The following is a 22,888-nucleotide window of genomic DNA, read 5'->3' on the forward strand; positions in this document are numbered from 1 at the left end:
GCGTGGAACGGTCGACCGGCGCTTTCCCCCGCCAGCGCTAGTCGCCGGAACAGGGAACATCGGGGCGCACGATCAGCGCCCTGGGTTACCGCCCACCGGCCCCGGAAACCGGCGTCCCGATGGACCAGAGGCCGACTATGCACTAACAGTCAAACTGGACCACTCAGGTGGGGCTGATCAACGCGACATAGGTCAGCTCAGCGGACTTAGCTGGCATTCACCTTGAAGCAAAAAGTTAGACGAACGCCTTATCATTGGAAAACTGCGGGAGCTGGAAATAAGAAAGCGCTAGATTTTCGATTTGGTCTCGGTATTTTTTGTAAGCGTCAGTCGCGAACTTAACACACTTACCATTGCATCATAAGAAAATGAATTTTGCCGCAAGATAACGAAACGCAAGCGAGTACTAACAAGATTGCAAGACGCCTTGCAGCCATACTGGCTGCCGACGTGGCCGGATATAGTCGTCTTACCAGCGTCGATGAAGAAGGCACTGCTAAAATGCTCTTAGAGCATAGATCAGTGACTGATGCGCTTATTGAGAACTTTGGTGGTCGGATTGCCAACACCGCTGGCGATAGCATTATTGCTGAATTTGCGAGCTCTGTCGAAGCGGTGCGATGTGCCGTTGAAATTCAGGAAGCAATTCGGACACGCAACCTCTCGGTTCCGTCGTCTTCACAAGTTCAGTTTCGCATCGGGATAAATGTCGGAGACGTGATCCTTCAAGATGGTGACCTTTTAGGTGACAGCGTAAATGTGGCCGCTCGACTAGAAAGCCTCGCTGAACCCGGTGGGATCTGCTTGTCTGGCGAGGTACACGACCAGATACAAGGCAAGCTGTCCCTTGGGTTCCGTGCTATGGGAACCAAGCGACTAAGAAACATTGATCGTCCGGTGCGCGCTTACAACGTTGAGGGCATCCAAGATGTCAGTGCGCGCAAAGAAAACAAGCTGCGCATTCTGGCCGCGGGAGGTGCCTTTTTCGCTGCTGCCTGCTTGGGTCTTGTGTATGTTCTAACTGCTCGTGACAGCACTACAACGCTTTCTGGTGGGTCGCCGCCGTGGACGTCTGAAAGCAACCTGGATGCACCTCCACTGCCCCAGATGTCTGACGTTGTTGCATCAGGCGAATGGAATGAACATTCCTATTATGCAATTTTGACATGGGGCAGTTCCTGGCAGTCAGCTGTTGCAGATGCCAAAAAGAGGGGTGGCTATTTAGCCTCCATTACATCCGAAGCGGAGAACAGTTTTGTTTTCGAACTCATTAAGAACGATGAGCGCTTGTGGGATATGCATCAGGATGGGCAAGCTTTCGGACCTTGGATCGGCACATATCAGGAAGAAGGGGCCATTGAGCCAGACGGTGGGTGGGCGCTGGTCAGCGGCGAACCGGTTACGTTTTCGAACTGGTCAGAAGGCCAGCCAAACAATCATGGTGGGAACTCGGACGTCGTTCGGTTCCACAATTACGTTCACCAGCCTTCACCGTATTGGGACGATGCAAATGGCGCCGGATCAGCACGAGGGTATATTTTGGAAGTTGAGCGCGTGGATAGTACTAAATGAAAAAAAGCGGGCCTTTGACGTTGTAAGTATCAATACATTCCAATTCTTTGAGTACGGGGAACCTGAAGAAGCATAATGCAATTTTTCTTTAGACATTGGATCTTATCCGTTTTTGTCGCGTCGTCGATCATTTCGACGTCGGCAAGCGCGCAAAACGTGACGTTCCCAACGGACTTCTTCGCTGAACGCCTGCAAGGCTCTGCATGCTCGAAGTTTTTTTCTTCATCTCGCCTGAACAGTGACCTTAAGATGATTTCAGCACTAAGTTCGGCGAGCATGACGAGCACCAATTCTCTGAACGTCAACCACGATGCCTTCTCCAAAAGGTGGACAAAGCTCTTAGAAGTTTCATATGGCGCGGCGGCAAAAGGTGACGCCACGGCCGGCAAAAAAATCTTGGGCACTCTGGTCAATCTTGCGCAAGCGAACGCCCTGCTTAATGCCCCATCATATAATAGCGCAAAAAAAGTGGAGTGCTGGAAAGGTGGCCGAAGCGACCGACCATGTCCACTGCATGTTGTGCAACACACCGGGTATACTGGCGTTGCAATGTTGTATTCGGCCATTGTGCTTGAGGAGTACGCAACACCAGACCAGAAACGAATTCTGGATACGTACTTTGACAAGATCTACAAGAAATTCATTTCCCCACTGGCGTCAAACGGCGCGCAAAGTGACGGATTGTATGAATTTGGAGACTATGGTTTGGGCGTGCTTGCCTACGCTAGGTGGAAACGTGATGCACGGCTGGCCAAAAGCGAAATACGCAAGCGCCGCTCCTCTTTCATCAAAAAGATAGATGCCCAAGGCATGCTGAAAGAAAACTCATTTCGCGGCTACCGCGGCTATTGGTATCACACTCTGGGAGCAGAAAGCGCCTTTGGTTACGCGCTAGTTGCCAGAAGTTTCGGCACCGACTTTTTCAAGGACGCCAAACTTGGCCCAAGGTTTCAGAACCTTGCTAATCAAACGGTGAATGGTGGGCGGAGTTACTCTGATTTTCGGGAGCGCGCCCTGCAAAAATCTCCGAAAAATGCAATCAAGGACCCAAACGCAGAAATCCCCCACATGCATCAATTCGCTGTTGGCTTACCGATCATCTTAAAGCGGGAATATGGCTACGATGTAACAACAGCGTCAGCTTACAGATCAAAGGGCCGTCTCGAAACAATCAGCAAAATAACAGGTTTCAACGCTGATTGTTACTACTCCAGTTTTCGCTGAGTTCGGCAGCTTATCTGTTGCTGCGTGGCAAACTGAGAAATTCTAACGTTCTGCTTTGGGCTCGGTGCGGACGCTCGCAGTATTCACGTGAGCGTCTGCTGCGCGGACGAAGCCGCCTTTGACTTTTCCTGCGGATGCTGTGTTTGATGGGTGCCAATAGTCTGCCAAGCTGCGATGGCCCTTGCGCTACGGTATCTGGGCCCGGCAACAAATTGAGACACTAGTGAAAGCTAATCTAAATGACCAAACATGTTTATGGGTGCGCTTGTTGCAGCGCGGACTTCGGAAAGCTGTTTCGCTCAAATGATGCCGTCAACGACCTCAGGGAACAGGCGATATCAGGCGATGGCTGGTCTTGTAATTGGGGCTTTGACCTGAGCAGCCTTGGGCGGCGCGACTTTCTCAAAGGCGGCGCGGCAACGGCAAGCATTGCGGCCATGCTGCCCACACAGGCGAACGCGCAATCTGGCACAACAGTCGTTTTCACGGGTGGCACCGTTCTGACCGTCGACGATGACTTTTCTGAGGCCGAAGCGATCGCCATCCGCGGCAACCGCATTCTGTCGGTGGGAACCGATGGCGAAGTCCGCTCCGTTGCCGGCGCAGATGCGCTTGTCATCGATCTGTCCGGCAAGACTGTGTTGCCCGGCTTTGTCGATCCGCACACCCATGTGATTGCCGGGTCCGTCGTCGACGCAGTGATGGAATACGTTGGGATGGCCCGGTTCGGCACGGTGGCTGAGGTTCTAGACCATGTCGGTCAGCGGGTCGCCGAAACGCCTGCTGGGGAATGGCTCGTCTTTCGGAATTTCGATCCCGCCGTGCAGGAAGGTCTAGATGAACTAACCTTCGCTGACCTCGACCCGATCTCGACGGATCACCCGATCTTTGTTTTCAATGCGTCCGGGCATCTGGCTTATGCCAACTCAACAGCTTTCGAGGTCGCGGGAGTACCTGCCAACGTCGAGAACCCACCGGGCGCCGAGTTCGTGCGTGATGTCGATGGCAACCTGACCGGCGTTATGAAGAATAATGTTTCTTTCCTGCAGGTCCTTGGAGCTTACCCGGCTCTTGCCACGACTGAGCCTGTTGACGCTGTCGTCGGCCTCCTGTCAAAATGGAGCCAGCATGGTCTGACAACGGTCAGCGAATTGAGTCTTGGCGGGCTCTCACAGTCGCCCGTGGATACGCAGGTTATGCTTGGAGCCGCCGCCTCCGGACGGCTACCAGCGCGCATCCGGGCTTATCCGTTCTATACCATCGGCGCCGAAGCCTGGGACGAGGCTGGTGTGGTCCCCAACACCGGAAACGCCATCGCGCGTGTCGCGGGCTACAAGCTGGTGGCTGATGGCTCGAATCAGGGTTTTACCGGCCTGCAGCGAGAGCCCTATCTGAATTCCGACAGTCGCGGGCTGGCCTACACAGGCCGCGATGAACTGATCGATCTTGCGGTGGACAGAGCGACCAAGGGCTGGCATCTAGCGATCCATGGCAACGGCGATGCCGCAATCGACAACGTGCTCGACGCCTGTGAGGCGGTACGCGACGCAGGTGTCGATATGTCTCGAGTTCGAGCTCGGATTGAGCATTGCTCGATCCTGCACGATGAACAGATCGCACGTATGAAAGACCTTGGGGTTTCGGCCAGCTTTCTGATCGGTCACGTTCACTACTGGGGCGTTGCGATGCGCGACGAGGTCTTTGGTGAGGAGAAGGCGCAGTTGCTCGACCGCTGCAAGAGTGTCGAGGACGCTGGTGTTGGCTTTACATTGCATTCGGACTTCATGGTGACCGACCCCGTGCCGCTGCACATGATTGAGATGGCGGTCACGCGGAAAACATGGAAGGAACCAGATTACGTTCTGGCCCCACAAGAACGCATCTCCGTAGAATCGGCGATCCGAGCCGTCACATCAGAGGCAGCGTGGCAATTGTTCTCTGACCATGAGATCGGAAGTCTGGAGCCCGGCAAGTTCGCCGACCTCGTAATCCTTGACCAGGACCCACGTGCTGTCGAACCGGACAGCCTTAAAAATATCAAGGTGGTCGAGACCTGGATGGACGGGCGGCAAGTCTACAAGGCCTAAACTACGCTGCTGTTTTAGTTCTGCTTTGGGCTCGAAGCGGTCGCTCGTAGAGTTTGGGCGAACGTCTGCTGTGCGGACAAAGCAGACGGTTTGAGTGAAAGTACGCTCCAATTGTCCAGATCGCGACAAGTCTTTCCTAAGTTTGGAAGTTTGAGGAGTGGTGTCCCAAATGGTCTAAAAACACCAAACATTCCCGCAAAGGTTAACAATGCGTGTTGTTGGATCGTGAATGTGCACTCATCTTGCCATCTGGGCCGTACAATCTCTGAAAAACACGATATCCTTATGCGATCAGGGCTACGAGTGCTAATTTTTAACCGTTGTTTTTGTGCGAGTTGAATATGGTAAACCTGAGTAAATGGAAGCTATTCCAAACAGAAAGTAATCTCTCCCAATATGTCTCAGTTGGGAAAAGCTCTCAAACACCTGTACGAGCTTTCTTTGAAATAGCTGGACCAGTTTTCGTTCTTTTAGTTTTGATTGCCTACGCCCTTTATAGTGCTTCTGCAGCAAACTATGCATCAGCCCTTATCTGAAGCCAGTTAGCTTCGTCTGAAATGCGAGGGCTCTGGGCGTTTGAAGAGGTTCCAGCGTCAACGGCTGCTTTGACTAGGGCAGACGTGGGCGGAAAACACGGCAATGACCGCTTTGCGGACAAAGCGCTCACTGGCTCACTCTAGGTTTCACGGCGGGACGCCCAAAGATGAAGTGGCGATCCAGCGGCGATATCTCCAACCGAAACAAGCCCGGCGTTCTCCGCCATAGTCGCCAGTTCTTTGTCGCTCCAGGCTCGACCTCCTGAAATTGTCGTCCGCAGGTCATTGAGAGCAGCCAACTTGCGATCCTCTGGCACGCGATATGCGGCCGCAAACAGCCATCCCCCCGGCTTGAGTGCCTGTTGAAGGTTCTTGAAGGTCTGGTCAATGATGGCCTCGGGAAGGAAAATGACCGGTACGAAGATAACGTCAAATGCAGCATTTTCCTTCAGGTCGGCGACGTTCTCGTTTCTGAAGGTGACGCGATCGGTTAGCCCTGTTTGTTCCAGGTTATTGGCGGCAAGGTCCAGAGCAGGCCCGAGGATGTCTATGCCGATTGCGTTAAGCGATGGCCATTGCTGGGCCATGGAAAGAGAAATCCATCCGACGCCGCTCCCAACATCAAGAAACCGTGGAGCGTTTGACAGGGTGGCCTCGAATTCCGGCTCTTTTGCCGCGTACTCGGTCAGCAATTTAGTCACGAGCCGGGATGAACGTCCCTGAGTTTCGAGAATGCCGGGGTCGTCGAACGACCAACCAAAGCTGCCGTCGTCGGGTAGTTCTAGTAGATGCAGCATTTGGCGCATGGCTGCCCTGACAAACCCATACAGCGCGTCCAGTTCTTCGTCCGTCAAGCCGTCCAGCAAGTCGGGCTCGAACGCGTCGACGACAGCGTCAAGTTTCGAGGTAAGAGTATCATTTGGTCGGAGGTGGCCTGAGGCCGCCCCAATTCTTGCGCCCAGCGCAGCGAGTGCGTCTGCCGCCCTGATGTGTTTTTGGATTGCTGCCATTGCTTCAGGAAAGGCCATAGTCTCGCTCCCTTCTCCTCATCGGTATACTCTTCACTCGAAGCAAGTCGGCGTAAAGCACTTGGGCACTTTGGCCTCGTGTTCACTCCGAAGTGGGTTGCTCGACCACTGCCAAAGCGGTGCTGGTCCGCTCGTACAGCTCTTTACCTATCCGGGTGTGGCGTTCGAGCTCTGCGATCTCATCTGGGTCGGTCTCGTGGACCATCGCCTCACGCAGATCGTCGATGTTGGCACGGAGGTCAGGAAGCTTTCTATGCCAGTCGTCCAATTCCTTTTTCTCTCCTTTGGTCATTGGTCCGACAATGCGCACCTTACCAGTTCGGAAGTCGATCTTGATGTGATCCGGATGCGGAATGGGCTTATCCATGGTTTTTATCCCGGCTTCTGCGCCCCTGCGCAGTTCCTTCTCCCATTCGATCTTTTAGGTCAGCGCCTTGTCCAAATATTCAGCGTGAAGCATGTTGCGGGAGCTTTCCACCTCAGCCAGCAACTGTGAGAAGAGCCGCTGCGCGCGGTGCTGGCCCTTGACGGCGTTCACAGCCAGAGACCGCATGACCGCCTGCACCATGGGGATTGTCACGCTGCGGTGCCCTTCCCGGATCGTGATGTCGCGGTATGCCTCATCGAGAATGATATCTTTCATACGTTCCTCATGCATGCCCGGACGTTTGCTCTTTGATCCCCGAGGCCGCCCCTTCGGATTACCAGACTTGCCTGTTTTGAAGCGGGCGTCTTTCGGCGTTTTACCATATCCCACGTCATAGCCGGGTCGGGCCACGAGCCCGCGCTTGTCCTTGTCGCTGCCCATTCCGCCGCCTCCATCGCCTTGTTTGTCACCGCTGGCGTCCAGCCGCAGAGAACCTGCGCCGCCTCGTCCCTGGCACAGGCCCCCCAGCGGGCAATGATGCGATCACAATAGATCTCGTCAAACTCGCAGAGATAGGCGCGCCGGCCGGTTTTCTCAGCCGCGATCAACGTCGAGCCGGGTCCGCCAAAGACATCGAGCACAATGTCACCGCGTCCGGACACATCGCAGACGGCATCGGCAATCATCTGCACGGGCCTTACGTTCGGATGTAGCGCCAGTTCTTCCATGCGCCCTGCCCGCATGGTGTTGACGTCGCGATACTGCCAGACATTGGTCCGGTAGCGCCCGTGCTGCCCCAATTCAAAAGTGTTGATATGTGGCGCGTCCCCCTTCTTGAAGGCAAAGATCAATTCGTGCCGTGAGCGGTAGAAGGTGCCCATACCCCCATTGTCCTTGACCCAGACAATCAGGTTCTTGAGATCGTCGCAGACCCTCTGCCCCGCTGCAAGTATCTCGCCCATATGACGCCAGTCCATGCAGATGAAGTGGATCGAGCCGTCGACACTGTGATCAACAAGGTTGCGGAACGCGCGCCGCAAAAAGCGCGTGAACTCTGATGCCGACATCTCATCTGCTGCCGTGGTTTCGGGGGCATTTTGCGGAGCGATGCATCTACCTGCACGCCTGTTGAACCGGGTCAGAGGCCGGGCCGGTGTCTTAAAGTGGGTCAGGTTTTTCTACCGCACGCGCCCATTCCGCCCTTGGCGTAAAACCTCCAGCGATGATCCATTGCCTGAGACAAGACGAAACTCAACCCGATCGTCAGGAGCAGAGAGAGAAGCCAAAAACACGCCGGACACCGCCCAAGGATTAGCCAGTAGCTCAAGTCGATTAGCAGCATTGCAAAACTGTTGTAGTCTTGGCTTGATGCTAAATGGCCGAATTAGATTATGCAGTTGACGTTGTTCTCGAAAATAGCAGGGCTGTCTCTTGTTACTTGCGTGTCTGCAATTGTTTCGGGCTTGACGTTGCTGGCGCGCGGCACAGGCATTCTCGAGCCTGTTGAACTCGCCCATTATGATTTTGCCACTTCACAAGCTGCATCGTCCGATCTCACGCCCGACGTCGCAATAGTTGCCGTCCGCGACAATGAACTCGCTGAATGGGGATGGCCGATCAGTGATGAGCAACTGGCCCGGCTAATACATGCCGCTTTGGGGGCGGGGGCGAAAGTGGTAGGTGTGGACATCCTTCGCGAGCGCCCGGTCGAACCTGGTGCCGCTACGCTGGAGGCGGTACTGAAAAATCCGCGCGTCACGACGATCGGCAAGCTGGGAAATGCAGGCGACTTCGTTATCGCGCCGCCAGAAGTCTCTTTGAGAAGGGGATCATTCGGGTTCGCCGATGTGCCAGTCGACCGTGACGGCGTGGCGCGTCGCTCGCTGCTTCTGGTGAACGATGGCCAAACGTTGAAATACTCTTTTTCACTCCAACTCGCATTCTCCGCTTTGGGCATCGCCGAACTGACCCCGTGGCCCGACGACCCCCAGGTTTTGAAGCTGGGCAACATACCCGTGCCGCCTTTGAGCTCGGATTTCGGCAGCTATGCCAGGCTGGACGCAAGTGGCTATCAAATCATGGCTCATTTTGCCCAGCGCCTGCCCGTGGCACCGATGCTGTCTGCTAGGGAATTGCTGGAAGGCGAAACCGATTTGAGAGGGAAAGTGGTTCTGATCGGACTAATCAGCGATTCGATCAAGGATCATTTCGTTACACCGCTGAACCGGAATTCTGGAACTCAATATGTCTACGGGCTTCAGGTTCACGCGGCATTGGTCCAGCAATTGGTTGACCACGTGCAAAACGGACTGCGCCCGATAACGGACCTACCACATTGGATCCAGGGCTTCATGGTTGTTGCTGCCAGTGTATTGGCTTCGGGGATCGTTGTCCTGTTCCGGAACCCGGTCTTGGCAATCCTGCTTGGCGGAGCCGGGGCCATTGGACTGTTGGGAGGAATGACATTCTCGCTGAACTGGCACCTCTGGTTGCCCGCTGTGCCGGTTACCGCCGCGTGGATCACAGCCTTTGTGCTGACGTTCATCTTTGTGGCTTCACGTGCGCGGCAACAACGTCGCGTCATGTCTCAGCTCTTTGAAAGCCAGTTGTCGCCGGAACTGGCGCAGGAAATCTGGAACCAGCGGGCATCCATACTCTCCAAGGGCGAAACGATCCCGCGGCGATTGCAGGTGAGTTTGCTGTTCGCCGATGTGGTCGGCGCTACGACGGTGGGCGGCAAAGCTGAACCTGATGCCTACCTTGCTTGGATTGGTACGCTGCTTGACGCTCTCAGCGAAGATGCCGCTTGCCACGGTGGATTTGTCGAGAAGTTCACCGGTGATGGCATCTTGGTTGCCTTCGGTGCGCCCCTGGCCCGCGAGAGCGGGAAAGAACTGACCGATGATGCCCGCGCAGCCTGCGCCTGCGCCCTCAAAATGCGCGAGACGGTTGCACGACTCAACTCGGCAGACGGTGTTCGCTGGCCATATGCAATGAGGATTGGGCTTCACAGCGGGTTGGTTTTTGGCGGGACGATCGGGCGAAAGGGCTCGATGCGCTACAATCTGGTCGGGGATGCGGTTAATGTTGCGGCTCGTATCGAAGCCTATGCCAAGACGCTGGAAGGTCGACAAATTCAGCCTGTTACGATATGCTGCAGCGAAGAATTTATGCTCCTTTTGGATGGATCTGCTGAGTGCTCGCCCGCAGGCACTCTTCTGCATGACGACAAAACGACAACCCATCGGATTTATACGATCGCGGGACTAATTCGGTAACCGACATCGGGTGTTTCGATGAAACTCGACTTCTTGGTTATTCCTGCTTTGGCTGTTGCGACGTTTTTTGTCGGCGCAGCCTCGGTCACAGCGGAATCAAAGAAGGCTGACGAGTCCAAAGAGCAAACTACGGTTGTTTTCGTGCCTCCCGCCTCGGGCGTGCCAGCGGACCGCGTTGGCGCGGGCACCCGAGATCTCGAGGTTTCGGGCAAGCGGGTTCGTGTGATTGCTCCCGACGGAGGTGGATTATCTTCTGAAAGCCGCCCTCTTGTCGTCTGGGAGTTGACGGAACCATTTGATGGTATCATGCAAGCCGAGGTCACCTTGCTGGAGGAAGGGGTGCGGGTTGCCGGGACAGCCCAAAACGCACGTTTCCGCCCCGGACTCTACGGGCTCGACATGGCAAGGGGCGACAGAGATCTGGAGCCGGGGCGAATCCATGCGATCACGATCTATCTGGCCGATGGCAAAACACGCGAAGTCGTAGAGCGAGCAACCAGCCTGATCGAGCGTAGCGGACCGCGCCTTGGGAACGCAGCAGAGGCGGCATCAGCAGGCATCTGGTTCGATGCGCTTGGATACCTGACCGATATCGACTTTTCGGGTCGTGTCCGCGTGCAGGATGTCAGCGGTTTCACGCAGCTTCTGCAATCGGCAGGACTTTGAAACGGGAAAGCAAAGATGAGACTCGAGTTTCTGTCGAAGGCTTCAGCCAGGAAGAGACAATTTATTCGTCTGGCCGCATGGTTTTTGCTACTCGCTTCCATCCTTCCATCGGTGGCTGCGGCGGAAAAACGCGTCGCACTTGTGATCGGCAATTCCGACTATGAGTTCGTCAGCAACCTCGGAAACCCGGCCAATGACGCCGAGGACATCGCGAAGGCACTAGAAAGAATCGGATTTTCAGTAACATCCGGCCTCAATCTGGATTATCGCGAGATGCGTCTTGCGATTCGGGATTTTGCCGAAACAGCTCAAGACGCGGATATGGTGTTTGTCTACTTCGCTGGTCATGGCGTGGAAATCGACAAGACCAACTACTTGATCCCTGTAAACGCCGAACTCCGAAGCGACCGGGACGTAGAGTTCGAGGCGATCAGGCTGGATGCGGTCATCAATGCGGTGGCCGATACGTCGGCTCTCAAGGTCGTCCTGGTGGATGCATGCAGAAACAACCCGTTCCTGACCGACATGCTCCGAACCTCGGCGACCCGCTCGGTCGGGCAGGGCCTTGGGCGAATTGATCCCGGTGGCGTATTGGTGGGCTACTCGGCACGGGGTGGAACCTTGGCGCTGGATGGTGAGGGGCGAAACAGCCCTTATGCCGAGGCGCTTCTTGCCCATATCGAGGAGCCAGGGCTTGAGATTGGAAAGATGTTTCGCAAGATCCGCGATTCCGTTTATCGGACAACCGACGGGTATCAAGAGCCGTTTACCTACGGTTCGCTTCCGGGCGAGGACATTTTTCTGGTGCCAGAGGTTCAGGTCGCAGCAATGACTCCAGTTCCGGAAGCGCCCTCCATTGGACAAGAAATCGCAGCGGGTTTCGCTGATGCGGATCAAGATGGCTCTATAGGTGCCTGGCAAACTTTTCTGGAACGGTTTGGTGTTCATGAGGCACACCCCCTGGTTCGTTTGGCTGTGCGCAAGCACGAAGAACTCACCCGTACTGCCGCCGCACCACCCAAGAGTGACGTTGAAAAATCGGCCTCTAACATTCAGAATGAACTGACCGCCTATGCTGCTGCCGAAAAAATTGCCTCCCCACGCGGCTGGGCACTCTATTTTGAGCGCTTCCCGACCGGAAGGCTATCCAAAAGCGCGATTGTGCGCGAAGAGCAGGCCCTCTTTGACGATCTTCAAGCCCGAGCCTTCGGACGGTATCGCACGATCCGGGACGGTGAAGTCATGAATGCGGAAATGCGAAGGCTCGGCTTGGAAATGCTCGGTCTGCCCAAGAAGCTGGTGTCCGAGATGCAGTGGGCACTGAAATCGAGGGGGAACGATATCGGGCAAATTGACGGTCAGATCGGTCCACGGACCATCGGGGCGATCGAGAAGGTTCAACTTGCGCTGGGCTTGCCGAAGACAGGATTGCCAACACGGGCGACCTTGGCCGCCCTTGGCCAAATTGACCGCGACACCCCCGCATCCGGCCTTTTTTCCACTTCGGGGGCGATAGCTCGACCTGTTGATCCCGAAGCAATAGGGATTCTGGAAAACGATGCTAGGCTTGCCAGAGTCGTCCGCACTTTCAAGCGAAAGCCCCTAATCTTCGGTTTTTTCCAAGGGAGTCTGTACGTGGCCGTAGATCTCGGTACCACGATCGGAGAACCTGACCTGGACGCATATCTCAGAGAAGTCGGTGGCAAACTCGTCGAAATCGAAACGAAGGAGGAAGAAGAGTTCATAGTTGATATGGTTCGTTTCGATCAAAAACTTTGGACTGCTCAAGCGTCGAGCATAAAAAACAATTACGGGCCTGCGATCGGGTTGACCAAGACTTCGTTGGGATGGCGCTGGCGCTCAGGTTCGGATTTGACATTGGAAAACTGGGCGCCTGGGCAACCTTCGCTCAAGGACGCCGAAGCGATGTATGGGATGCTGGTTCCCGTCGATAGATTATCAAGAAACGCACACCGAGTTGGCCGAGTAGGATGGATGCCAAGCCGTTTTATCTCCCGCCAACTCATCATCGAGATAAAGTGAAACTGAGCATCCGAGCATTGGCTGACTGCGAAAGTGTTGACCTTCGGTTTGGTGGGCAACTTGCCAGTCCTTGGCTAATTTCAGATACCCCCTCCCCTTAGGCTCGGGACCCATTGATTTCCGCCGTGCCACATGATTCATCGCACCCAAAGAAACCGGTGAACATGTCAGATCGATTCCGGCTGAGCGACGAGCAGATGGCCCGTGTGGAACCCTTCATGGGAAGGCGCAAAGCGCAGTGACCTCAAAGCAGAGAGCGCGCGGGGAGCATAACCTGACGTATGTCCCCGAGAACCGAGAACACTCCTGCATCTAAATAAAGAAGCAACTGCAGGAGGTTGATCGATGAAATACCTGTCTGGCCACCTGCGGTTTTTTTCGTGAATGAGGCGGTCTTGGCTGGTCTGCTCTGGTCCAACCTTTCGCCCCCGATTGCGGCGTTATTCCTGTCGACGGGGCCTCGCGCGATCCCGAAATTATTGCCAGACGTCGCTGGGCGTTTGCACCCAATACGCAAAGCTTGATGTCGCGCTGAAATCAGCCAGCCCGAAGGCCGGCTGATCCGTCCGACCTCCCCTCGATAGGCGCTTGCAATGCACCCGAGGTCTTTTCGATTACGATCTATGCCGCCTGCGCCGCCAGCCTGCGTTGTTCTTCGCGTGAAAAGAACAACAGGTAGAATACCGGCGCAGCGACCATGGTCAGGACCGTCGCAAAGGCCAGGCCGCCCATGATCGTGACCGCCATCGACACGAAGAAGGCGTCGGTCAGCAGCGGCGCCATGCCCAGAATCGTGGTGATCGCCGCCAGCATTACCGGACGCAGTCGCGAAACCGAGGCCTCGATGATCGCCTCGCGCAGAGGCTTGCCGGTGGCACGGACCAGGTCGATTTCCTCGACCAACACGATGCCGTTCTTGATCAGCATACCCGACAGGCTGAGCAGACCCAGAAGCGCGGTGAAGGTAAAGGGCAGCCCCGTACCCAACAGCCCGATCACCACACCGTTCACGGACATCGGCACCAGTAGCCAGATGATGATCGGCTGCCGGATCGCGTTGAACAGCAGCACCGAGATCAGCACCATGATCAGCAGGCTCAGCGGCAGTTGCCTGCCCAGGCTCGCCTGTGCCTTGCCCGAATCCTCGAACTCGCCGCCCCATTCCATCTTGTAGCCCAGCGGCAGGTCCATCGATTCGATGGCGTCGCGCACCTCGGCATGCACTTCCGCGGCAGTCAGATCGGCGGGGATATCGGCGCCCACTGTGATGGTCAGCACCCGGTCGCGCCGGTGCACCAGAGTGTTGAGCGCCTTGTACTGGAACCCGTCCACCATCTGCTCGATGGGTACGAATTTCTGGGACTGGTCCGAATACACCACCTGATCGACGATCGAATAGTCTCCGTCCGCCGGGCGGCGCAGGATGATGGGGATAAGACGGTCGCGCTCCCGGAACACGCCGCCGGTGATGCCATCGGTCGAGAATTGCAGCGTCGCGGCAATGTCCTCGCGGGTGACGCCGGCGGTCTGGGCACGTTCGGTCGCATAGATCGGCTGCAGCACCAATTCCTGCTCGCGCCAGTCGTGATGCACGTCCAGCGCGTTGGGCGACGCCGCAGACATACGCCGCACCGCCTCGTCGGCCAGTCGCCGCAGCACGACCGGATCGCTGCCCGAGAACCGCGCCTCGATCGGGGTGCCGCCGCCGGGGCCGAAGACCAGGCGCTTGGTGCGGAATTCGCCCTCGGGGAACCGGGCCGAACCGAAGGCCTTAAGCTCGGCCTGAAGCGCGGGGATGTCCTCGAGCGTTTCGGTGCGGATGATCATGTGCCCATAGCTGGGGTTCGGCTTTTCGGCCGAATAGGTCAGCATGAAGCGCGTCGCGCCCTGCCCCACGAATGTCGCAACAGAGACCACGTCGTCACGCTGGGCCAGCCAGTCCTCGAACACGGCCATGTCGGCGGCCGTTCGGTCGATCGGGGTGCCCTGCGGCAGCTTGTAATGCACGAAGAACAGCGGCGTGTTCGAGTTGGGGAAAAACTGCTGCTTCATCAGCCCGAAACCCGCATAACAGGCCACTGTGATGCCCACCAGCCCGGCCACCACCAGCCAGCGGAACCGCAGCGCCCAGGCCAGCGTCGCGCCATAAAGGCGGAACAGAAGGCCACTGTATGCGTCGATCTCTCCCTCTTTACCCTGATTGAAGAAATAGTGCCCCAACAACGGCGTGACCGTGATCGCCAGAACCCAACTGAGCAGCAGCGAAATGCCGATCACCGCAAACAGCGAGAACAGGAATTCGCCCGTCGCATCCGGGCTGAGCCCGATTCCCGCAAAGGCCATGATGCCGATGACCGTGGCCCCTAGCAAAGGGATCTGGGTCTTGGAGGCGGCCTCGTCTGCGGCATCGCGCGAGTTCTTGCCCTGCAGCATCGCGATCTGCATCCCTTCGGCCACCACGATGGCGTTGTCGACCAGCATCCCCATCGCGATGATCAGCGCGCCCAGCGAGATGCGCTCCATCTCGATGGAAAACACCGCCATGAACAGCAGTGTGCCCACCACCGTCAAAAGCAAGGTCGATCCCACGACGACGGCCGCGCGCCAGCCCATGAAGATGCCCAGCACCACCACCACGATGGCCACCGACATGGCCAGGTTGACCAGGAAATCGTTCGAGGCCTGCTCGACCACCACATGCTGCTGGTAGATGGGCAGAATTTCCACCCCGGCGGGGATTTCCACGTCCAGTTCGGCCAGCTTGGCGTCGACGCGTTTGCCGACCTCGACGATGTTCTCGGTCGACAGGCCGGCGATGCCTAGGGTGAATGCCTCGACCCCATTGAAGCGGATCAGGATGTCGGGATCGGTCTGGCGGGCGCGATAGACATTGGCCATGTCGAACAGGTTGATCACCTGCCCTTGCGAGCCGACCGACAGCCCGGCGATTTCCGACACGCTGTCGGACCCGTCCGCCGTCAGTATCGTGGTTCGGTGATCCTCGGCCCGCAGGGTACCCGATTCCTGAACCGAGTTGGCGTTGGCGATAGCCTCGTTGATCGCGGTCAGCGGAACATTCTGGTTGACCGAAATGGCAAGGTCAGGCTCGATGAAGATCGCCTCGTCCGGCAGGCCCTGCACCTCGACATCGGCCACGCCTTCGACCGTCAGCAATTCGCGGCGCAGAAAGGTGGACAGTTCGTGTTTTTCCGCGTCGGTGAACCCTTCGGCGGTGACGGCATAGAACAGGCCGAACACGTCGCCGAACCCGTCATTGACGAACGGCGCGCTGACCCCCGAGGGCAGACCGCGCGACGCATCGCGCACCTTGGCCCGCAGGCGGGTCCAGATGTCGGGCAGTTCGGACCCGTCATAGGTGGATTTGATCTCGACCTCGATCAGCGACTGGCCGGGGCGGTTGACCGAGGTGATGACATCGACCTCGCCCATCTGCTGGATGGCGGATTCCAGCGGCTCCGAGACCTCTTCTGCGACCTGCTCGGCGGTTGCGCCGGGATAGCTGGTGATGATGACGGCGTTCTTGATGGTAAAGGCCGGGTCTTCCAGCCGGCCCAGCGCGGAAAAGCCCCAGATGCCGCCCAGCAAGGTGACCAGGATGATCAGCCAAGTCTGGATCGGCCTGTCGATCGAGGCGCGTGCGATATTCATCGTCGCCCCCTTCAGTTGGCAAAGCCGGCAAAACGCCGGACGGTCTGCCCGTCGGTCAGAACCGCGCCGCCCGCGACGACGATCTCATCCCCATCCGAAAGGCCGGTCAGCACCCGCACGTCGCCCGATTGGGTGGGCTCGACCGTGACCGGAACCCATTTGACGGTTCCTTCGTCGGCGCCCGCGGGCGAAAACACCATCACGCCAAGATTGCCCTCGGCGTCGGGAACGATGGCGGTGGGGGGCACGATGGTGCCGGTGCGTTTGTCATCGACTTTGACGTTCACCGTGACCGATGAGCCGGGCAGTATCCGCAACCCTTCGGGCGGCGTCAGGCCGAACTGGATGCGGAAGGTCTGACCGACGCTGGATGTTTCGGCGTCGAATTCGCGGATTTCCAACGGGAACACTTGATCGCTGGCCGGGAATTTCGCGGTGATGGTGAATCCATCCTCCTGGCTGGTGCGCTGGAACAGGATTTCGGGCACGTCCACCTCGATGCGCAGTTCCGACATGTCATGGATGCGCACGATCGGGGTGCCGGCCGAAACGGTGGTGAAATTCTCGACCTCGCGCCGCGAAACCAGTGCATCGAATGGCGCAGTCAGGGTGGCATGTTCCAGGTTGTATTCGGCGTCGCGCACGGCGATGGCCGCCAGTTGCGCGGCGGTTTCGGCATCATCGACGGCGACCTCGCTGGCGGTGGTGCCGCGCAGGCGCGACAGGCGCGCAAGCGTGCGGTCGGCCTGTTCCTTCTGAAGCTTGGCGCGATCCAGCGCCAGCTCGAACGGCTCCTGATCCAGCCGGGCGATCAGGCCGCCCTTGGGAACCTCGAAGCCTTCGTTGACGGGCAGTTCCAAGATCTGGCCGCCCACCTGAAACGCCAGGTCCACGGTCTGGCGCGCAGCCACACGGCCGAAGAATTGCCGCGAGAAACCAGGGGCGGTTTCCTGCACCACCATCAGTTTCACGGGTTTCACCGCTTCCTGCGCGGCGATCGGCGTGGCCACAAAGGCCAGGGCAAGACCCAGAGAAGTCAGCAGCTTCATTTCGTCAGTCCCTCGGGTATTCCCGTTTTCAAGATGTTGGCCCGGATCTTGCAGGCAAGTCGGGCAAATTCGGCGGTTTCGGCGTCGTTCAGGCCAGAGGCGCTGCGAAAAAGCTCTCCGGCGGTGGCGACCAGCATGTTACGGGTCTCGGTGCCCTTGTCGGTCAGCACCAGCAGCCAGGCCCGGCGATCGCTGGGGTCGGGCTGACGGGTCAGATAGCCTGCGCGCTCCAACGCGTCCGCCGTGGCGGTGATCGTCGACGGCACGGTCAGCATGTCAGCCGCCAGCACGCCCATGCGCTTGGGCTCGTCCAGCTTGACCAGCATGTGGCATTCCTGCTGACTGAGGTCGGTTTCGATGCTGGCAAAGCTTTCTTCCAGCTTCCAGTACAACGCATAGACGCCCATCATCGCCTGGATCTCGGGCGTCAGGCTGGACAGCCGCTGGCCGATTTCTGTCGTCATGTTCTTCTCCGCACGGATCAGGCGGTCATATACTTCAACTAATGAACTATTCAAGACTTGAAGTTAAAGTTTGGTTTCCACGCTTGATTCCCTTGGGTCAACCTCTCTTGATCTGGGGGCGTTGTGACTGCATTTTGGGCGAATCCGAAACGTTCAGGACCCGACATGTATACGCCCGCAATCACCGGTACCGGGGTTTTCACGCCCGAAAACGTCATCACCAACGCCGAGCTGGTCAAAGCCTTCAACGCCTATGCGGACAAGATGAACGCCGCCAATGCCGAGGCCATCGCCGCCGGCGAGATGGAGCCGATGCAGCATTCCTCGGAAGAGTTCATCGTCAAGGCATCCGGCATCGAAAACCGGTACGTCATGGACAAGACCGGCGTGCTGGACCCCGAGGTGATGCACCCCCTGCTGCGCCAGCGCAGCGATGACGAGCCGGGCATCATGACCGAGATGGCACTGGACGCCTGCAACAAGGCGCTAGCCCAAGCGGGGCGGACGGCGGCGGATGTCGATCTGGTGATCTGTGCCGCGTCGAACCATGAACGGGCCTATCCCGCCATCGCCATCGAAATCCAAAAAGAGCTGGGCATCACCGGGTTCGGGTTCGACATGAACGTGGCCTGTTCCTCGGCCACGTTCGGCATCCAGGCGGCAGCCGACATGATCCGGTCTGGGTCCGTGCGGGCGGCGCTGGTGGTCAACCCCGAGATCTGCTCGGGGCACCTGGAATGGCGCGACCGGGATTGCCACTTCATCTTCGGCGACGTGGCCACGGCGACTCTGATCGAACGGATCGAGGATGCCAAAGGCCCGCATTTCGAGATCCTGTCGACCCGCTGCGCGACCGAGTTTTCCAACAACATCCGCAACAACAACGGTTTTCTGCGGCGCACCCGGCCCGACGGGCTGAAGGATCGCCGCGACATGCAGTTCATGCAGAACGGACGCAAGGTGTTCAAGGAAGTGCTGCCGATGGTCAGCAAGCACATCAGCGACCACATGGCCGCCGAAGGCATCCAAAGCAGCGATCTGAGGCGCCTGTGGCTGCATCAGGCCAACAAGACGATGAACGACTTCATCGGCAAGAAGGTCCTGGGCCGCGAACCTGAGCCGGGCGAACAGCCCAACATTCTGCAGGACTATGCCAACACCTCGTCGGCCGGATCGATTATTGCGTTCTCCAAATACTCCGACGACCTGCAGGACGGTGACATCGGCCTGATCTGTTCATTTGGGGCGGGGTATTCGGTGGGGTCCGTCCTGGTCAAACGCCACGCTTAAAGGGGCCTGACTCGGCGAGGTCGGCCCAAGCGGGCCGCTTCGTCACGTCAGGGACGAAGGCCGCAGGGCGCAACCTGCCCAGACGGACGTTAGCTGACGCTTTCTTCTTCCAGATGCAGCTTCATTTCGATCAGCACCTGCTGCAGCATCGAGGTTTCCTTCAGCAGGCGCTTGGCCTCGTTCACGGTAATGATCCCATCCTCGATCGCCGACTGGTATTCAGTCATCAGCATAGCGAAACGCTGGCTGAGCGCGATCACGTCCGAGTTGACACCGCCCGTGCGGCTGCGCTGTGAATTTCGCTCGTCATAGGACAGGGTGATGTTCTTCAGATCGGCCAGCGCCGAGGTCACATGCGGATAGGTCGCGACCGCCTCGAGCCGGGCCACCGCATCGACGGGCATGAACCTGTCGGCGTGCTCGGGATTGTCCGAATAATACCGGCCCAGAGTTGCCTTCGACTTTCCGGTGATCTCGCATGCCGCCTCGATGCCGACATCCTTGACCAGGGCTTCGGTGTGTTTCTTCAGATAAGGCCCGATATCCGCCATGTTCTTCCCCGAGTCTTCGACATTGCCCTCCCGGCTGTCCACTCCGGGGAAAGGGTAGGAATAATTCCCATACAGGAATAATCTTTGAAATGCCATAAGTTTGCCATCCCTCGCAGAACCAAGGGATATCTGAGTGAGTGGCGGCAATATTCAGCCGGTAATGAGTACAAGCAAAGCCAATCTGATTGGCTTTGCGAAAGGTTCGGTCGAATTGCGACCGGCGGTGTCGCTGTTGCGTGCACGAGGTAATCCATCCCCAAGAGCCAAGCTCTGCCTCTGCAATCGCAACGGCGGCGTCGACCTTCCCCCGGCATCGCGGCCGGAACTGACCGCTTGCCCGCGCCGACGCGTCCGATTAGACCCGGGCCATGGCCAAGCTGTACTTCAACTACTCAACCATGAACGCGGGCAAATCGACAGTGTTGCTGCAGGCCTCGCACAACTATCGCGAGCGTGGCATGGACACCTATCTGATGACCGCCGCCATCGACGGACGTGCAGGGATGGGGCGCATCGCTTCGCGGATCGGGATTTCGGCCCAGGCCGACACGTTCCGCCCCGAGGATGACGTGTTCGCAATGGTTCGCGACCGGCTGGACCAAGGGCCGGTGGCCTGTGTCTTCGTGGACGAGGCGCAGTTTCTGTCCGAAACCCAGGTCTGGCAACTGGCGCGCGCGGTCGATGACCTGAACGTGCCGGTGCTGGCCTATGGGTTGCGGGTGGATTTCCAGGGCAAGCTGTTTCCCGGCTCTGCCGCCCTGCTGGCGCTGGCGGATGAAATGCGCGAGGTGCGCACCATCTGCAAATGCGGGCGCAAGGCCACGATGGTGATCCGCCAGGACGAAAATGGCCGCGCCATTACCGAAGGCGCGCAGGTGCAGATCGGCGGAAACGAGACCTATGTCTCGCTGTGCCGCAGACACTGGCGTGAGGCTGTGGGCGCCTAGACCGGGTTCGGCAGCGGACGCCCCGCAACAAAGGCCGCCACGTTGTCCAGTGCCATGTGCCCCATGTCGGTGCGCACCTCTTCGGTCGCGGTCCCCAGATGCGGCAGCAAGGTCACGTTTTCCATGTCGCGCAGGGCCTCCGGCACGGCGGGCTCGAACTCATAGACATCCAACCCCGCCCCGGCGATCTGACGCGCCTGAAGCGCATGGATCAGCGCGGTCTCGTCCACTACTTCGCCGCGAGCGATGTTGATCAGGATGGCAGAGGGGCGCATCGCCGCTAGCACCGCGCCGTCGATCAGGTGGAATGTCTCGACCCCACCGGGGACCGCGATCACCAGGAAATCGACTGCCGAGGCAAGCCCAGAAAGATCAGAAGCACAGTCCGCGGGAAAGTCCAGCGTCTTCGGGCTGCGCGAATGATAGGCGACCTGCATGCCGAACCCGAAATGGCAGCGCCGCGCAATGGCCTGCCCGATCCGGCCCATGCCGACGATGCCGACCCGCTTGCCCGTCACATGATGGCCCAGCATCTGGGTCGGGTGCCAGCCCTGCCACGCACCCGACCGGACCAACCGTTCGCCCTCGCCCGCGCGGCGCGCCGTGGCCAACAGCAGGGTCATTGCGATGTCAGCGGTGGCGTCGGTCACCGCGCCGGGCGTGTTGGTGACCTGCACCCCGGCCGCGCGCGCGGCGGCCACGTCAATATGGTTGAAGCCCACGCCGAAATTGGCCAGCAGCCGGCAGCGCGGCTGGGGCACATGCTCGAACACGCGGGCGGAAAACAGGTCGCCCAACGTCGGGATCACAACGTCGAACGCGCGCAGGGCATAGAGCAACTCGTCGGGGTCCAACGGCGCGGTGCTGTCGCGGATTACGGCGCCGTATTCGGTGCGGGCGCGGTCGGTGACCGCAGGCGGCATGGGGCGGGTGATCCACAATTTCATCAGTGCATCCGCCCGCCCAACGGCACCTTGCCGTCGGGCCCGATCAGAACGATCTCGCCGTTTTCGTCAGGCAGGCCCAGCACCAGAACCTCGGACATGAACCGGCCGATCTGGCGCGGCGGAAAGTTCACGACCGCCAGCACCTGTTTGCCCACCAGCGTTTCCGGCTTGTAATGCGCGGTGACCTGGGCCGAAGTCTTGCGTTCGCCGATCTCTTCACCGAAATCGATCCACATCTTGATCGCGGGTTTGCGCGCCTCGGGGTAAGGTTCGGCGCGGATCACCTCGCCCACGCGGATATCGACCTTGAGGAAATCGTCGAAGGAAATCTCACTCATGCGACAGCTCCTTCGAGCGTTCAGTGGCAGCGGTGACGGCGCGCTTCAGCAGCGCCGGAAAGCCGGTTTCCGGGTCCATCAACACCTCGAGTGCGGCCTGCGTGGTGCCGTTGGGCGAGGTGACGTTGATGCGCAGCTGCGCGGGGTCTTCCTCGGCCGCCATGGCCAGCGCCCCGGCCCCGGCCACCGTGGCCTTGGCCAGGTGCAGCGCCAGATCGGCGGGCAGACCGTTGGCCTGACCGGCGGCGGCCATGGTTTCGATCAGGTGAAACACATAGGCCGGACCCGAACCGCTGAGACCGGTCACCGCATCCATCTGGCCTTCGTCCTGAAGGCGCACCGTCTGGCCTACGGCCGACAGCAGGCCCTCGGCCAAGATCATGTCGTCCTCCGAGGCATGATTGTTGCCGATCAGCGCGGTGATGCCCTGCCGGATCGCCGCCGGCGTGTTGGGCATGGCGCGCACGATCGGCGTATTCGCGCCCAGCGCTTTTTCAAAACTGGCGATCTGGGTCCCCGCGGCGACCGAGATGAACAGGCTGCCGCCCCCGCCCAGCGCCTGGATCGCCGGCAGCGCATCACCCATCATCTGCGGCTTGACCGCCACCAGAACCACCGCTGGGGATTCGGGCAGCGCAGTGTTCAGGTTGACCCCCTGCGCCCTGAGCCAATCCGAGGGGTTCGGGTCGACCACCCAGACCGAGGCGGCGGGCAATCCGTGGTCCAGCCAGCCGGCCAGCATGGCCGACCCCATCTTGCCACATCCCAGAAGCACCAGCCCCTGATCTGCGACGCGTGACATGTCCATGATCGCCCCTCCCCTGCTTTTGCG

General features: G+C 58.6%; 19 protein-coding genes. 8 read left to right on the top strand and 11 right to left on the bottom strand.

Annotated features, from left to right (window positions below; translation table 11 throughout):
- The first annotated feature begins 375 nt into the window (after positions 1-375).
- The 3 genes from AC2FNS_RS11710 to AC2FNS_RS11720 all read left to right on the top strand — a co-directional run bounded on the left by AC2FNS_RS11710 (position 376) and on the right by AC2FNS_RS11720 (position 4,883).
- The gene (locus AC2FNS_RS11710) at positions 376-1,572 is read left to right on the top strand and encodes an adenylate/guanylate cyclase domain-containing protein (RefSeq protein ID WP_496678550.1); all 1,197 of its coding nucleotides are present in this window, start codon (positions 376-378) and stop codon (positions 1,570-1,572) included.
- A 75-nt stretch (positions 1,573-1,647) separates the two neighbouring features.
- A complete protein-coding gene (locus AC2FNS_RS11715) occupies positions 1,648-2,796 on the top strand; it encodes a hypothetical protein (RefSeq protein WP_496711241.1) in 1,149 nt (382 codons plus the stop codon).
- 239 nt (positions 2,797-3,035) lie between these two features.
- Entirely contained in the window at positions 3,036-4,883 is a 1,848-nt protein-coding gene (locus AC2FNS_RS11720) for an amidohydrolase (protein ID WP_496797492.1), read from the top strand.
- Between the two features lie 676 nt (positions 4,884-5,559).
- Here the strand turns inward: AC2FNS_RS11720 and AC2FNS_RS11725 are convergent.
- The 4 genes from AC2FNS_RS11725 to AC2FNS_RS11740 form a co-directional block, all read right to left on the bottom strand.
- A complete protein-coding gene (locus tag AC2FNS_RS11725; protein WP_496711243.1) occupies positions 5,560-6,447 on the bottom strand; it encodes an SAM-dependent methyltransferase in 888 nt (295 codons plus the stop codon).
- Positions 6,448-6,529: 82 nt separating this feature from the next.
- Positions 6,530-6,814 carry a hypothetical protein gene (locus AC2FNS_RS11730; protein ID WP_496711244.1) on the bottom strand — a complete coding sequence of 95 codons (285 nt, stop codon included), beginning with the start codon at positions 6,812-6,814 and terminating at the stop codon, positions 6,530-6,532.
- A 54-nt stretch (positions 6,815-6,868) separates the two neighbouring features.
- On the bottom strand, positions 6,869-7,204 hold the full coding sequence (locus AC2FNS_RS11735; RefSeq protein WP_496711289.1) for a DUF5681 domain-containing protein: 336 nt from the start codon (positions 7,202-7,204) through the stop codon (positions 6,869-6,871).
- Positions 7,087-7,986, bottom strand: coding sequence for a DNA-methyltransferase (locus AC2FNS_RS11740; protein WP_496711290.1), 900 nt, complete (start codon positions 7,984-7,986; stop codon positions 7,087-7,089). Before AC2FNS_RS11740 ends, AC2FNS_RS11735 begins: the two co-directional genes overlap by 118 nt.
- Before the next feature lie 219 nt (positions 7,987-8,205).
- On the opposite strand from AC2FNS_RS11740, the gene AC2FNS_RS11745 reads away from it, so the two are divergent.
- Genes AC2FNS_RS11745 through AC2FNS_RS11755 form a run of 3 tightly spaced genes read left to right on the top strand, consistent with a single transcriptional unit; the run spans position 8,206 to position 12,801 of the window.
- Complete coding sequence (locus tag AC2FNS_RS11745; RefSeq protein ID WP_496797491.1) at positions 8,206-10,092, top strand: CHASE2 domain-containing protein; 1,887 nt, start codon at positions 8,206-8,208, stop codon at positions 10,090-10,092.
- Between the two features lie 18 nt (positions 10,093-10,110).
- Positions 10,111-10,758, top strand: coding sequence for a hypothetical protein (locus AC2FNS_RS11750; RefSeq protein WP_496797490.1), 648 nt, complete (start codon positions 10,111-10,113; stop codon positions 10,756-10,758).
- 15 nt (positions 10,759-10,773) lie between these two features.
- A complete protein-coding gene (locus tag AC2FNS_RS11755) occupies positions 10,774-12,801 on the top strand; it encodes a caspase family protein (RefSeq protein ID WP_496797489.1) in 2,028 nt (675 codons plus the stop codon).
- A 621-nt stretch (positions 12,802-13,422) separates the two neighbouring features.
- Here AC2FNS_RS11755 and AC2FNS_RS11760 read toward each other — a convergent pair.
- The 3 genes from AC2FNS_RS11760 to AC2FNS_RS11770 are packed head-to-tail and all read right to left on the bottom strand — an operon-like array spanning position 13,423 to position 17,983.
- On the bottom strand, positions 13,423-16,470 hold the full coding sequence (locus AC2FNS_RS11760; RefSeq protein ID WP_496711247.1) for an efflux RND transporter permease subunit: 3,048 nt from the start codon (positions 16,468-16,470) through the stop codon (positions 13,423-13,425).
- 11 nt (positions 16,471-16,481) lie between these two features.
- On the bottom strand, positions 16,482-17,519 hold the full coding sequence (locus tag AC2FNS_RS11765) for an efflux RND transporter periplasmic adaptor subunit (RefSeq protein ID WP_496803861.1): 1,038 nt from the start codon (positions 17,517-17,519) through the stop codon (positions 16,482-16,484).
- Positions 17,516-17,983: a MarR family winged helix-turn-helix transcriptional regulator gene (locus AC2FNS_RS11770; protein ID WP_496711249.1), complete on the bottom strand. Its 468-nt coding sequence runs from the start codon at positions 17,981-17,983 to the stop codon at positions 17,516-17,518. Before AC2FNS_RS11770 ends, AC2FNS_RS11765 begins: the two co-directional genes overlap by 4 nt.
- 165 nt (positions 17,984-18,148) lie before the next feature.
- On the opposite strand from AC2FNS_RS11770, the gene AC2FNS_RS11775 reads away from it, so the two are divergent.
- Entirely contained in the window at positions 18,149-19,273 is a 1,125-nt protein-coding gene (locus tag AC2FNS_RS11775) for a beta-ketoacyl-ACP synthase III (RefSeq protein ID WP_496711250.1), read from the top strand.
- Between the two features lie 89 nt (positions 19,274-19,362).
- Here AC2FNS_RS11775 and AC2FNS_RS11780 read toward each other — a convergent pair whose 3' ends face one another.
- Positions 19,363-19,824 (bottom strand): hypothetical protein, encoded by a 462-nt coding sequence (locus tag AC2FNS_RS11780; RefSeq protein ID WP_005981593.1) that lies wholly within the window; start codon positions 19,822-19,824, stop codon positions 19,363-19,365.
- Positions 19,825-20,192: 368 nt separating this feature from the next.
- On the opposite strand from AC2FNS_RS11780, the gene AC2FNS_RS11785 reads away from it, so the two are divergent.
- Positions 20,193-20,771: a thymidine kinase gene (locus AC2FNS_RS11785; RefSeq protein WP_496678572.1), complete on the top strand. Its 579-nt coding sequence runs from the start codon at positions 20,193-20,195 to the stop codon at positions 20,769-20,771.
- On the opposite strand, the gene AC2FNS_RS11790 is transcribed toward AC2FNS_RS11785, so the two are convergent.
- From AC2FNS_RS11790 to proC, 3 genes are read right to left on the bottom strand one after another with little or no spacing between them, the layout of a single operon-like run.
- Positions 20,768-21,718 carry a 2-hydroxyacid dehydrogenase gene (locus AC2FNS_RS11790; RefSeq protein ID WP_496711251.1) on the bottom strand — a complete coding sequence of 317 codons (951 nt, stop codon included), beginning with the start codon at positions 21,716-21,718 and terminating at the stop codon, positions 20,768-20,770. The genes AC2FNS_RS11785 and AC2FNS_RS11790 overlap by 4 nt on opposite strands.
- The gene (locus AC2FNS_RS11795; protein WP_496678576.1) at positions 21,718-22,056 is read right to left on the bottom strand and encodes a tRNA-binding protein; all 339 of its coding nucleotides are present in this window, start codon (positions 22,054-22,056) and stop codon (positions 21,718-21,720) included. The genes AC2FNS_RS11790 and AC2FNS_RS11795 overlap by 1 nt, the downstream gene beginning before the upstream one ends.
- Complete coding sequence (gene proC, locus AC2FNS_RS11800; protein ID WP_496711252.1) at positions 22,049-22,864, bottom strand: pyrroline-5-carboxylate reductase; 816 nt, start codon at positions 22,862-22,864, stop codon at positions 22,049-22,051. The genes AC2FNS_RS11795 and proC overlap by 8 nt, the downstream gene beginning before the upstream one ends.
- Between the last annotated feature and the right edge of the window lie 24 nt (positions 22,865-22,888).

It is taken from the genome of Ruegeria sp. BHSA191 (assembly GCF_059613325.1).